The following is a 12,356-nucleotide window of genomic DNA, read 5'->3' on the forward strand; positions in this document are numbered from 1 at the left end:
TCCGTGCCCCTGGTGAACGAGACCCCGATGCGAATGTTTCGCGCTCCTACGAGAATACGTGGCGCGACACTCGCCGGTTGTCTACAGACCCAGATCGGCCTCGAACGATGCCACTTCGAGACGCTGCTTGATCGTCGTCAGGAAGCGTCCTGCGTCGGCTCCGTCCACCAACCGGTGGTCGTAGGTGAGCGGCAGGTAGCACATCGAGCGAACACCGATCGACTCGTTGCCCGAGTCGTCCTTGACGACGACGGGACGCTTGACGATCGCACCCGTACCCAGCATGGCCGCCTGCGGCGGAACCAGGATCGGGGTGTCGAACAGCGCGCCCTGGCTGCCGATGTTGGTGATCGTGAACGTGCCACCGGACAGCTCGTCGGGCTTGAGTCCACCCGAACGTGCGCGGGTGGCGATGTCGTTGATCGCCCGCGCGAGTCCGGCCAGCGACAGGTCGCCGGCGTTGTGGATGACGGGGGAGAGCAGGCCCTGCTCGGTGTCCACGGCGATGCCGAGGTGGACATCGGCGTGGTACGTGATCTCCTTGGCGTCCTCGTTGATGCTGGCGTTGACGTTCGGGTGAGCCTTGAGTGCTTCCACGACCGCCTTCGCGAAGAACGGCAGGTACGTCAGGTTGACGCCCTCGTTCTCGGCGAACTTCGCCTTCGCCTTGGTACGCAGGCCGGCGATCTTCGTCACGTCGACCTCGAAGGTCTGCGTCAGCTGAGCAGAAGTCTGCAGCGACTCACGCGTCTTCTTCGCGGTGATCTGACGAATTCGGTTGATCTTCTGCGTGGTGCCGCGCAGGTGTGCGAGCTCGGGACGAACTCCCGCGGTCGCCGGTGCTGCGGGCTTCGACGCTGCGGCGGGTGCCGCGGCCTCGGCCGGAGCAGCGGGAGCCTTCTTGGCCTCGGCTGCAGCGAGAACGTCCTGCTTGCGGATGCGTCCACCCACGCCGGTGCCCTTGACGGACGACAGATCGACGTCGTTGTCCGACGCCAACTTGCGGACCAGAGGAGTGACGTACGGGCTCGAATCGCCCGACGGTGCCGATTCCTTGGCGGGAGCGGCCTTGGGAGCCTCCTGCTTCGGTTCGGGCTTCGGCTCGGCCTTGGGAGCTTCCTTCTTGGGGGCTTCCTGCTTCGGCTCGGGCTTCGGCTCTTCCTTGGGCTCTTCGGCCTTCGGGGCCTCGGGCTCCGGAGTTGCCTCGGGCTCGGGGGCCTTCTCGGCGGGCGAGCCGGAGCCGATGACTGCGAGCTGGCCGCCGACGGCCACGGTGTCGTCTTCCTCGGCGGAGATCTCGAGCAGGGTGCCTGCGACCGGAGACGGAATCTCGGTGTCGACCTTGTCCGTGGACACCTCGAGAAGCGGCTCGTCCACTGCAACCTCGTCGCCGACGGCCTTGAGCCAGCGGGTCACGGTGCCCTCGGTGACGGACTCACCCAACTCGGGCATCGTCACCGGGGTGCCGGATCCGGACGAGTCGGAGGAGCTGGAAGAGGCACTTGCTGCGGGAGCTTCCTGCTCGGCCTGCGGCTCGGGCTCGGCTGCGGGAGTGGGCTCCTCGGCAGGCTCCTCCGGTGCCGACTCCTCGGCGGGAGCGGCGTCCTCGGCCGGCGCGTCGGACGAGGAAGACTCGTCCGCGTCACCGATCTGAGCGAGCTCGCCACCGATCTCGACGGTGTCGTCTTCCTGAGCGACGATCTTGGTGAGAACACCGGCAGCAGGCGACGGGATCTCGGTATCGACCTTGTCCGTGGAGACTTCGAGCAATGGCTCGTCGACTTCGACGGTGTCGCCTTCTTGTTTGAGCCACCTCGTGACAGTTCCCTCGGTGACACTCTCACCGAGAGCTGGCATCTGGACGGAGAAGGCCATGTCTGTTGACTCCTCGACAGTTGTATGCGGGTGATGTAGTTCTTACGACTTGTGGTCGCAGACCATTGTGCTGGCGGAACAGGGTTCATGGACGAGAGTTGGGTGATTCGGTTCGACGGAGGCACCGGTGCGATCGACACTCACCGAGCACGTTCGGCTCGATCCAGCGCCCACGTCGACACTCCCTCTCGGCAACTCACTTACTCACTTCACGAGCCTTGGTTCACAATCAAGAGAGCTGAACCCTCTAATGTCATCCTTCCATTGATGTCGCCTCGCCGTTCCCCTAGGGCGTGCAACACGCCTGTCGAACTGGTGGGTAACAAAGATCCGGCACCGAAACTCGGACTTCGCCGGCCGTACGAAAGAGGAGTTCGCGTGGGATTGTTCGATCGATTCAAGTCGAGCGGCGGGGGCGCGAAACGGGCACCCGAAGGCTCGGTTGCCCAGTACCTGGCCGATTGGACCTCGGCGCGAATCGGCGTCGAGGCCTACGTGGAACCGAAAACGACGGTCACGCCGCTGACGGTGGTTCTGGTCGCGAACGACGGTGAGTGGACGCGTCGACCACTCGATGAAAAATATGTACGAAAGATCGGATCGGACCTGAAGATTCCGGTGTACGACGTCCGCAAGACGGGCTATCCGCAGCGGATGCGTGATCACGACGCTCGGCAGAAGATCGTTCGGCAGCGCGAACAACAGCAGCGCGACAGCTAACGCCGTCCGTGCGCGAGGGCCTGGGGCCTCGCGCACGGACGGGAGACGATCAACCGTTGTCGGCGATGTCCTCGAGAACCGCGAACATGGTTCGGACCGGAACCCCGGTGCCGCCCTTGCCGGTGTAGCCGAACGGACCACCGGTGTTGTACGCCGGGCCGGCAACGTCGATGTGAGCCCATTCCACGCCGTCGGCGACGAATTCCTTCAGGAACAGAGCAGCGGCGAGCATGCCACCTGCTCGACCGTTGGTGACGTTCGCGAGATCTGCGACCTTCGAGTCGAGTTCGCGGCGAATCTCCTTCGGCAACGGCATGGCCCATCCGTTCTCGCCGATCGCCTGCGAGATTGCTGCGACGCGGTCGCGGAAGTCGTCGGTACCCATCACGCCGGGAGTCCTGTTGCCGAGTGCGACGACCTGAGCGCCCGTCAGTGTCGCGGTGTCGATCAGGTAGTCCGGATCGTCCTCGCAGGCCCGCACGATCGCGTCGGCGAGCACCAAGCGGCCCTCGGCGTCGGTGTTGATCACCTCGACGGTGATGCCGCCGTACTGGGTGAGCACATCGCCGGGGCGCTGAGCGGTGCCCGACGGCATGTTCTCCGCCATCGGGACGGTGGCGATGACGTCGAGCGGCAGACCGACCTTGGCGGCGAGCACCACCGTGGCGATGACCGCTGCCGCACCGCCCATGTCCGAGGTCATGTTCTCCATGCCGGCAGCCGGCTTGATGGAGATGCCGCCGGTGTCGAACGTGATTCCCTTACCGACGAGAGCAACCTTCTTCGCGCCGCGTTTGCCTCCCGAGTGCGTCAGGCGCACGAGCCGAGGCAGACGGGACGATCCCTTGCCCACTCCGTGAATGCCGCCGTAGCCACCCTTCTCGAGTGCTTTGTCGTCGAGAATCTCGACCTCGAGGCCGGCCGCCTTGCCCAGCGCCTTGGCCTGAGCCGCGAACTCCTCCGGGTAGAGATGGCTGGGCGGAGTGTTGACGAAATCCCTTGCGACAGCCACTGATTCGGCAATCGCGATCGACCTCTCCAATTCGCGCTTGGCATCCTTGGAGCGAGTGTCGGGCACCAACAACTCGATGCGAGTCACCGGAAGCGCAGACGGCTTCGGTGCCGAGAGAGCCGACTTGAACTCGGCGAACTGGTACGCGCCGAGGAAGAAGCCCTCGGCAGTCGCACCCAGATCGAGCGCCGAGAGCGTCGTGGCCGCCGTCTCGACACCGGACAGAGCGCGAGCTGCGGTGCCGGCCGAGTGACGAATGCGTTCACTGTCGATGTCGGCGGCGTTGCCGAGGCCCACGGCCAACACACTCGCCACGGCCAGACCGGCCGGAGCCGGAATACGCACTACTTCGTCGGCCTTGCCGGTGGCACCGACGGCTTCGAACGCGTCGAGCAACTCGGTGGCGATCGCATCGTCGGAAATGTCGTCGGTGATGGAGAGTTCGAGGCCGTCGTCACTCGTGCTCAATGCGACGACGAGTACGTCGACTTTCTTACCGAGCTTGCCCGCGAGAACCAGGTCGGGTCCGAGAGTGCGGGTGAGCGTCGAGGGGGAAGGCACGTGGCTGCTCCTGTAGGGGTTGACGTGTATGTCCCTCGATCCTAATGACGGTCGGCGGCGTCGACGATCGAGGGACGTACCGGGGCGACCGACCTGAGACGCTCCGCAAGGTGAGCTAGCGTGGCCGCCATGACCGACACCGAGTTGATCGAAGGACCACTCCACGCCGTGCACACCGAACTCGGCGCGACGTTCGCACCGTTCGGTGGATGGACCATGCCGGTCTCGTACGCCGGCGTCGTCGTCGAGCACACGGCAGTGCGTGAAACGGTGGGTCTGTTCGACGTCGGCCACCTCGGCAAGGCGTCGGTGACCGGCCCCGGGGCCGCCGCATTCGTGAACTCCGTCCTCACCAACGACCTGGCCAGGATCGAACCGGGCAAAGCGCAATACACGCTGTGCTGCACCGAGTCCGGTGGCGTCGTCGACGACCTGATCGCCTACTTCGTCTCCGACGAGGACGTGTTTCTGGTACCCAATGCTGCGAACACGGCAGCTGTGGTCGACGCGATGGCTGCCGCTGCCCCCGCCGGGGTCTCGGTGGTGAACCGGCACCGCGAGTTCGGAGTGCTGGCCGTGCAGGGGCCCAAGGCGTCCGAGGTTTTGCAGGAACTGGGTCTACCGACCGATATGGACTACATGGCATTCGAGGACGCCACCTGGAACTCGCTGCCTGTCCGGGTCTGCCGCACGGGTTACACCGGCGAACAGGGCTACGAGCTGATCCCGTCTGCCGACGACGTGAAACCGTTGTTCCTGGCGCTGCTGGCTGCGGTGCGGTCTCGGGACGGTCAGGTGTGCGGGCTCGGAGCGCGCGACACACTGCGCACCGAAATGGGGTACCCGCTGCACGGACACGAACTGGCGCAGGACATCTCGCCCCTCGAAGCACGATGCGGCTGGGCGATCGGGTGGAACAAGGACTCGTTCTGGGGCAAGGACGCATTGACCGCCCAGAAGGCAGACGGTCCGGCACGGATTCTGCGCGGGCTCAAAGCTCTCGATCGCGGCGTTCTACGCCCCGGTCTCACCGTGCGCGCGTCGGGACGCGATCTCGGAACGACGACCTCCGGCACTTTCTCGCCCACTCTCAAGGTCGGTATCGCCCTTGCACTCCTCGACGCGCAGGCCGCTCCCGCGGTGGGTTCGGAGGTCGAGGTCGACGTTCGAGGCCGCGCCCTGCGCTGCGAAGTGGTCGCACCGCCGTTCGTCGTCGCCAAGACCAGGTGACCGCGTGAGACCGCCACGAACCCCACGATAGGATTCCCGGCATGACAGGTGTTTCCGAATTCACGTACGTGCAGCATCCTTCGCCCGCAACCTCCGCGGCGCGTGACGCGGTACTTGCTGCGCCTGGATTCGGAAAGCACTTCACCGACCACATGGTCAGCATCGACTACACCCGCGACGGCGGCTGGCACGATGCGAGGATCACCCCGTACGGTCCGATCGAGCTCGACCCCGCGGCGATGGTCCTGCACTACGGCCAAGCGATCTTCGAGGGCCTGAAGGTCTACCGCCAGCCCAACGGCGATCTGTCCACGTTCCGGGTGCAGTCCAATGCCGAACGATTCCGTACCTCGGCCAAGCGTCTTGCCATGCCCGAGATGCCGGACGAATTGTTCATCGGCTCTATCGAGAAGTTGCTCGAGCTCGATCACGAGTGGGTCCCGGCGGCGGGCGGCGAGGACGCGCTCTATCTACGGCCCTACATGTTCTCCACCGAAGCCGGTCTGGGTGTGCGCCCCGCCGACGCGTATCGCTACATGCTGATCGCCTCACCCGCAGGCGCGTACTTCCCACGTGGCGTCAAACCGGTGAGCGTGTGGTTGTCCACCGAATACGTCCGCGCAGCACCGGGCGGCACCGGTGCCGCGAAGTTCGCAGGCAACTACGCCGCCTCCCTCCTCGCGCAGGCGCAGGCCAGCGACGAGGGCTGCGATCAGGTGGTCTGGCTCGACGCCACCGAGCGCCGCTACGTCGAAGAGATGGGCGGCATGAACCTGTTCTTCGTCTTCGGCTCGGGTTCCGACGCCCGGTTGGTGACGCCCTCGCTGTCCGGGTCCTTGCTTCCCGGAATCACGCGCGACTCGCTGTTGGCCCTGGCGACGGACTCCGGCATCCCCGTCGAAGAACGACGGATCTCCACCGACGAGTGGCGCAAGGGTGCCGAAGCGGGCGAGATCACCGAGGTGTTCGCTTGCGGCACAGCAGCTGTCATCACCCCGGTGGGCAGCGTCAAATCCACCGACGGTTCTTTCGAGATCGCAGGCGGAGAACCCGGTGAGATCACGCTCGCACTGCGAGACACCCTCACCGGCATCCAGCGCGGCACCTTCGCCGATACCCACGGCTGGATGACCAAGCTCCGCTGATCAGCTGCCGATCAACAGGCCCACCGCGGCCGACGCCGTAGTGGTCTCGATTGCGGCACCGAGAACATCGCCCGAGAGGCCACCGAAGCGTCGGACGCAGTGTCGAACGGCAAACACCGACAGGGTCAGGACCGCGACGACGACCAGCGGCCCTTGCCAGGGTCGATCGGGTTGCGCGAAGACCGACGCAGCTGCTGCCGCAATGACCCACAGCGTCAGGACGGCGTTGGACTGCGTTCCGGCCACGAGCGCGCCGAAGCCGCCCGACGTCGATGCGTCGATTCCCTTGCGGCAGGCCAGGACTGCCGCTACCCGGGCAGTCACCGCGACCACGACGACAGCCCACCACAGTCGCTCCTGCGCGAGTTGACCCAGGCTCGCGGCCTGAATCGCCGACGTCAGAGCGATGGCCGCCACCCCGAACGGTCCGGCACTACCGGACTTCATGACCTCCCGCGCACGTTCGGGCGGGCCGTAACAGCCGAGCCCATCGGCGGTGTCGGCCAACCCGTCGATGTGCATACCGCGCGTCAGCAGCGCGGCGGCGGCAACGGCGATGAGGCCGCACAGGATTGCCGACAACCCGGCAACCGTCGTCGCCCACAGCAGTGCCGAACACACGCACCCGAGGACGAGACCGACCAGGGGAGCGTGCGCTATCGCGCGACCGGCGCGGACCCTGTCGACCTGCGACGGGCCACGCACGGGCAGCACCGTCAACCACGAGAACGCGAGCACCAGACCCTCGGCCCGCAGCCTCACGGTCAGCGGACTTCGGGGTCGCCGGTGCTGACGCCGGCGTCGGCGAACGTCGCCATCGAATTCAACGTGTCGACTCCCGCACGAACGAGCGGCAACGCCGCCAACGCGCCGGAGCCTTCACCGAGTCGCATCGACAGCTCCACCAACGGCTCGAGTCGCAAGTGCCGCAAGGCAAGTGAATGGGCGGGCTCGGCCGAACGATGCCCGGCGACCCACCAGGCGCTGGCACCGGCCGCACCGTCCTCCGCCACCAGTGCTGCTGCTGTGACGACGAGACCGTCCAGGATCACCGGGGTACGCCGATGCGCCGCCTGCGCGAGGAAGCCGGCGAGGGCGGCGATGTCGGCACCACCGGCCACCCGCAGCAGGTCGGTGGGATTCTTGGCGACCGGCCGAGCCCGCCGCATCGCGTCCCGGATCGCAGCGGTCTTCCTGATCCACCCGGCGTCGTCGATTCCGGTGCCGCGGCCGACGGCAGCGACCGGTTCGGTATCGGTAAGGGTGGCGATCAATACGGTTGCGGGCGTTGTGTTTCCGATGCCCATGTCGCCTGCGACGAGAAGGTCCGCACCAGCGTCGACCTCCTCGTCCGCGATGGCAGCGCCGGCGGCGACGGCGGCGCGCACCTCGTCCTCGCTCAGTGCGTCCTCGCGGTCGATCGAACCACTCGAGCGCCGTATCTTGAAGGCGGACACCGACGAATCGGTATCGGCGTCGACAGCGATGTCGACCACTCGAACAGTGGCCCCGGCGATGGTCGCGAGGACGTTGACCGCAGCACCGCCCGCGCGGATGTTCTCGACCATCTGCGCCGTGACCTCGGGCGGGTACGCGGACACTCCATGAGCGGCGACGCCGTGGTCGCCGGCGAAGACGACGACACGGACGCGCTCGAAGGACTTCGGCGGACTGACATCTTGGCAGGCGGCGATCCACTCGCCGAGCGTCTCGAGACGGCCGAGGCTACCGGCCGGCTTGGTCAACCGACCTTGCCGCTCGGCAGCTTCGTACCGCGCGGAATCGGACGGCGAAGGCACCGGTCGAAACGGTGATGGTGCCGGAATCTCGTCCACAGGAGTTGTCACACTGGGCCTTTCGCGGTCAGGGAATCCGCCGGTGGTTCTTTGAGGGTCAGCGCGAGGCCCGCGACGACCAGCAGAACCCTGTCACACACGTGCGCGAGACGCGCATTGAGGACACCGAGCTCGTCACGGAACAGTCGACCCGAACGCGACTCGGGAACCACGGACATGCCGACCTCGGGGCTGACGATCACGAGAGTCGACCTGCAGTCCGTTACCGCTGAGACCAAGTCGTCCACGGCCGGAGCAATCGTCCCGCGAGGCAGGTCCCAGGCCGCTGCGTCGTCGAGCATTCCCGTCAGCCAGGTGCCCAGATCGTCGACCATCGTGGTGCCGCCCCAGGGCTGAGCCACCACCGCCGCCAGCCCGGTGACGGTTTCGACCGTGGTCCACTCGGGCGGACGCGACGCACGATGGAGTTCGATGCGCTGCTCCCAGTCTTCGTCGGACGCATCGCGCTGTCCGGTCGCGACGTAACGGACCGGGCGGGTCGTGACCAACGATTCTGCGTGCGCGGACTTACCGGATCTGGCTCCGCCGAGGACGAGCGTTCGAGACGGCACGGCCACCGACGTCAGACGGCCTCGCCGGCGCTCACTCGCGGCTTGGGGGCACGCATCTTCCGAATCTGCGACGCCCGTACGAAGGCGTACCAGCCGATTTTGAAGCCGCCGTCGGGAGTGTCGGGGAACCGGACGCGAATGCGGTTGTTGATCATCTTGCCGAGGTAGATGCCCTCGCCGACCATGAACAGCATCATCACGAACATGCCGAGAGTGACGTACTGCTGTACCTGCGGCTGCAGGAACAGCGCAAAGATGAGAATGAGAGCGAGCGGCATGAACAAGCCGACCAGATTGCGCCGCGCATCGACGATGTCGCGAACGTAGGCACGCACCGGGCCCTTGTCGCGAGGCAGCAGATACTTGTCGTCGCCCGCGAGCATGCGCGCCCGACGCTCCGCAGCTGCTGCACGCCGTTCGTTCGAGGCAGCCTTACGGTCTTCCTTGCTGCCCTTGTTCGCCTTGCGGCGCTCTCGTGCCTCTTTGCTCGTCAGGGGAGCCGGAGCGACCGGCCCGCGGCGGCGGGCCTCGGCGTCACGGCGCTTGGGGGTCGGTCGGCCTTTGCCGAGAGACACCGGCGAGGTCGCCTCGCCGGCGGACACAGTCGACTCGGGCTCGTTCGAGTCCTGTCCGTCCGAATTGTCAGAGTTTCCACGGCGTAGCAGCTTCACGCAACCAGAGTATGGGATGAGCGGAGGCACTCGAACACCGGCCAGGTCAGCGGCGCAGCACCGGATGCTGTTCGGGCACTGCGGTCCTACACTTCCGAGAATGCGAGTGATGATTGCGCCGGACTCTTTCGGGGACACCCTGACTGCCGCAGATGCAGCCGCCGCCATTGCCAGAGGATGGGCGGGCGTCCGGAGCGGTGACGAGCTGGAACTGGCACCCCAATCCGACGGTGGACCGGGGTTCGTCGAGGTACTGGCCTCGCGCATCGGCACAATCCACGTCGCCGACGTGGACGGACCGCTCGGGACGCCGGTGCATGCCCGCTGGCTGCTCGACGGCACGGTGGCGTACATCGAATCGGCTCAGGCCTGCGGGCTGCACCTCGTCGACGGTCCGCTGACTCCGCAGTCGGCGCTGAAGGCGAACAGCTACGGCGTCGGCCAGCTGCTGAGCGAGGCGTTGAACAGTGGTGCCACGTCGATCGTCGTCGGACTCGGCGGGAGCAGTTGCACCGACGGCGGACGAGCGATGATCCGCGCACTCGGCGGGCTGGGGTCGGCAATCGAACGGTTCTCGGGAATCGACCTCGTCGCCGCGTCGGACGTGGAGAACCCCCTGCTCGGCGATGCCGGTGCTGCTCGGGTGTTCGGGCCGCAGAAGGGTGCCGATACCGAGACGGTCGAGCGACTCGAAGAACTGAACGCCGACTGGGCTGCCGTTCTGTCGGCTGCGGGCCAGGACGTGGCAGACCGTCCCGGTGCGGGTGCCGCGGGCGGGATGGGGGCGGCCCTGTTCGCCCTCGGTGGCAGGCAGGTGCCGGGTGCTGCCGTGGTGGCGGAACGAACCGGTCAGCGGGAACTCCTGGACTCCGTCGACCTGGTGTTGACCGGGGAGGGAAAGTTCGATTCGCAGTCGCTGCGAGGCAAGTTGGTGACCAGAATCGCCGCTGCAGGCGGTGCCACCGGAATCGAGACCGTGGTGCTCGCCGGCCAGGTGACGTTGAGCAAGGACGACTTGGCGTCGGCCGGTATCTCGGCCGCTCACTCGATCAGCGAGTTCGCCGGGTCTGTGGAGGTGGCCATGACCGATGCGGCCAATCAGCTCGAAAAGCTGGCCGCGCACGTGGCGGGGAGTGCTGTTGCCGGGCCCTCGAACAGGGGCGGCGCGCGCAAGGAATAGAGCAACCCGGAGTACGGTTGAGTTTGTTCACGGGTTTGGTACGACTGATAGGGAGAGCCCATGACCGTTTCGAATGAGACCACAACGACCGAAACCACGGCGCACAAGGTCACCATGACGGAGACCGCTTCGGCCAAGGCCAAGGCGTTGCTGGATCAAGAGGGCCGCGACGACCTCGCGCTGCGCATTGCTGTACAGCCCGGTGGGTGTGCAGGACTGCGTTATCAGCTCTTCTTCGACGATCGAAGCCTCGACGGCGACCTCGCGGTCGACTTCGGCGGCGTCACCCTCGCAGTCGACCGGATGAGCGCTCCCTACGTGGAGGGTGCATCCATCGACTTCGTGGACACGATCGAGAAGCAGGGCTTCACGATCGACAACCCGAACGCGACCGGATCGTGCGCGTGCGGCGACTCGTTCAACTGAGCTGACTCGCTCTCGACTGTGACCGATACACGTATTCGTGTATCGGTCACAGTCGTGTCTGCTCGTCGATCATCCAGAACTTCACTCCGAAAGGCCCTTCTTCGTGACTCTCGCGGTATCCGGCTCGATTGCAACCGACCATCTGATGCGATTCCCCGGTCGGTTCGCCGAGCAGATCGTCGCCGATCAGCTCGCGAACATTTCGCTGAGCTTCCTGGTGGACGACCTGGTCATCCGTAAGGGGGGAGTGGGCGGAAACATCGCCTACGCACTCGGGGTCCTCGGCGGCTCTCCGCTCCTCGTCGGAGCCGTGGGGCCGGACTTCGCCGAGTATCGGAGCTGGCTCGAAGAGCACGGAGTCGACTGCAGTGGCGTCAGTGTGTCTGCCACCGCGCACACAGCACGCTTCGTCTGCACCACCGACGAGGACATGGCGCAGATCGCGTCGTTCTATCCCGGTGCCATGAGCGAAGCCCGCGACATCTCCATCGACGCGCTGGCCGCGCAGCACGTTCTCGATCTCGTACTGATCGGGGCCAACGATCCGGAGGCGATGACCGCCCACACGGACCAGTGCCGCGCAGCAGGTGTTCCCTTTGCCGCCGACCCGTCTCAGCAACTCGCGCGACTCGACGCCGCACAGGCCACCGACCTGATCGACGGGGCGGCCTACCTGTTCACCAACGAATACGAATGGGCACTGCTCAAGCAGAAGACCGGGATGTCCGACGCCGATATCGCGGACAAGGTGGACCTGCGGGTCACCACGCTGGGCAAGCGGGGCGTGGACATCGTCGAAAAGGGCGGGAAGCACACCCACATCGGTGTCGTGCCCGAGACGAGCAAGGTCGATCCCACCGGAGTGGGCGACGGGTTCCGTGCCGGGTTCCTCACCGGCCACCTCGCCGGAGCGAGCATCGAACGAGCTGCTCAGCTCGGTTCTCTGGTTGCCGTGCTGGTCCTCGAGACCACCGGAACGCAGGAATGGAGTCTGAACCGCGACGACGCGATCAAGCGCCTGAGCGCGGCGTACGGTGCCGAAGCCGGCGAGGAGATCGGCGCGTTGCTGCCCGCCTGAGATCGGCTCCCCTCAGCGGGATCAATGCGGCTTTGTTGCAATCTGAGCGAC

12 protein-coding genes are annotated in these 12,356 nt (G+C 66.1%); 6 read left to right on the top strand and 6 right to left on the bottom strand.

Annotated elements, in window-relative coordinates; all coding sequences use genetic code 11:
* Window positions 1-81: 81 nt before the first annotated feature.
* Window positions 82-1,875: a 2-oxoglutarate dehydrogenase, E2 component, dihydrolipoamide succinyltransferase gene (gene sucB, locus CH266_RS19515; protein ID WP_032387845.1), complete on the bottom strand. Its 1,794-nt coding sequence runs from the start codon at window positions 1,873-1,875 to the stop codon at window positions 82-84.
* Between the two features lie 378 nt (window positions 1,876-2,253).
* On the opposite strand from sucB, the gene CH266_RS19520 reads away from it, so the two are divergent.
* Window positions 2,254-2,595, top strand: coding sequence for a hypothetical protein (locus tag CH266_RS19520; RefSeq protein ID WP_032368429.1), 342 nt, complete (start codon window positions 2,254-2,256; stop codon window positions 2,593-2,595).
* Between the two features lie 49 nt (window positions 2,596-2,644).
* On the opposite strand, the gene CH266_RS19525 is transcribed toward CH266_RS19520, so the two are convergent.
* Window positions 2,645-4,168, bottom strand: a complete 1,524-nt coding sequence (locus CH266_RS19525; RefSeq protein WP_094715972.1) for a leucyl aminopeptidase — start codon at window positions 4,166-4,168, stop codon at window positions 2,645-2,647.
* A 129-nt stretch (window positions 4,169-4,297) separates the two neighbouring features.
* Between CH266_RS19525 and gcvT the strand changes: the two genes are divergently transcribed.
* Both gcvT and CH266_RS19535 read left to right on the top strand, forming a co-directional pair.
* Window positions 4,298-5,398: a glycine cleavage system aminomethyltransferase GcvT gene (gene gcvT / locus CH266_RS19530; protein ID WP_094695341.1), complete on the top strand. Its 1,101-nt coding sequence runs from the start codon at window positions 4,298-4,300 to the stop codon at window positions 5,396-5,398.
* Between the two features lie 41 nt (window positions 5,399-5,439).
* Window positions 5,440-6,543 carry a branched-chain amino acid aminotransferase gene (locus CH266_RS19535; RefSeq protein ID WP_027497396.1) on the top strand — a complete coding sequence of 368 codons (1,104 nt, stop codon included), beginning with the start codon at window positions 5,440-5,442 and terminating at the stop codon, window positions 6,541-6,543.
* On the opposite strand, the gene CH266_RS19540 is transcribed toward CH266_RS19535, so the two are convergent.
* From CH266_RS19540 to CH266_RS19555, 4 genes are read right to left on the bottom strand one after another with little or no spacing between them, the layout of a single operon-like run.
* On the bottom strand, window positions 6,544-7,305 hold the full coding sequence (locus CH266_RS19540) for an adenosylcobinamide-GDP ribazoletransferase (RefSeq protein WP_048318652.1): 762 nt from the start codon (window positions 7,303-7,305) through the stop codon (window positions 6,544-6,546).
* 2 nt (window positions 7,306-7,307) lie between these two features.
* Window positions 7,308-8,369, bottom strand: a complete 1,062-nt coding sequence (gene cobT, locus CH266_RS19545; RefSeq protein ID WP_371128994.1) for a nicotinate-nucleotide--dimethylbenzimidazole phosphoribosyltransferase — start codon at window positions 8,367-8,369, stop codon at window positions 7,308-7,310.
* 17 nt (window positions 8,370-8,386) lie between these two features.
* On the bottom strand, window positions 8,387-8,956 hold the full coding sequence (gene cobU, locus CH266_RS19550; RefSeq protein ID WP_094715973.1) for a bifunctional adenosylcobinamide kinase/adenosylcobinamide-phosphate guanylyltransferase: 570 nt from the start codon (window positions 8,954-8,956) through the stop codon (window positions 8,387-8,389).
* Window positions 8,957-8,961: 5 nt separating this feature from the next.
* On the bottom strand, window positions 8,962-9,621 hold the full coding sequence (locus tag CH266_RS19555; RefSeq protein WP_027497392.1) for a DUF3043 domain-containing protein: 660 nt from the start codon (window positions 9,619-9,621) through the stop codon (window positions 8,962-8,964).
* Between the two features lie 100 nt (window positions 9,622-9,721).
* Here CH266_RS19555 and CH266_RS19560 point away from each other — a divergent pair, with 100 nt between their 5' ends.
* The 3 genes from CH266_RS19560 to CH266_RS19570 all read left to right on the top strand — a co-directional run bounded on the left by CH266_RS19560 (window position 9,722) and on the right by CH266_RS19570 (window position 12,305).
* Window positions 9,722-10,801, top strand: a complete 1,080-nt coding sequence (locus CH266_RS19560) for a glycerate kinase family protein (RefSeq protein ID WP_094715974.1) — start codon at window positions 9,722-9,724, stop codon at window positions 10,799-10,801.
* Between the two features lie 60 nt (window positions 10,802-10,861).
* A complete protein-coding gene (locus CH266_RS19565; RefSeq protein ID WP_027497390.1) occupies window positions 10,862-11,227 on the top strand; it encodes a HesB/IscA family protein in 366 nt (121 codons plus the stop codon).
* 103 nt (window positions 11,228-11,330) lie between these two features.
* The gene (locus CH266_RS19570) at window positions 11,331-12,305 is read left to right on the top strand and encodes a carbohydrate kinase family protein (protein ID WP_094715975.1); all 975 of its coding nucleotides are present in this window, start codon (window positions 11,331-11,333) and stop codon (window positions 12,303-12,305) included.
* Window positions 12,306-12,356: the final 51 nt, after the last annotated feature.

This window comes from Rhodococcus sp. 06-1474-1B (genome assembly GCF_002258885.1).
In the GTDB taxonomy this organism is placed as follows: Bacteria; Actinomycetota; Actinomycetes; order Mycobacteriales; family Mycobacteriaceae; genus Rhodococcoides; species Rhodococcoides fascians.

What these genes read in the sequence shown, in the direction of transcription:
- sucB (WP_032387845.1), bottom strand. Translation starts at nt 1,875, where the DNA reads ATGGCCTTCTCCGTCCAGATGCCAGCTCTCGGTGAGAGTGTCACCGAG.
- gcvT (WP_094695341.1), top strand. Translation starts at nt 4,298, where the DNA reads ATGACCGACACCGAGTTGATCGAAGGACCACTCCACGCCGTGCACACC.
- CH266_RS19535 (WP_027497396.1), top strand. Translation starts at nt 5,440, where the DNA reads ATGACAGGTGTTTCCGAATTCACGTACGTGCAGCATCCTTCGCCCGCA.
- CH266_RS19560 (WP_094715974.1), top strand. Translation starts at nt 9,722, where the DNA reads ATGCGAGTGATGATTGCGCCGGACTCTTTCGGGGACACCCTGACTGCC.
- CH266_RS19565 (WP_027497390.1), top strand. Translation starts at nt 10,862, where the DNA reads ATGACCGTTTCGAATGAGACCACAACGACCGAAACCACGGCGCACAAG.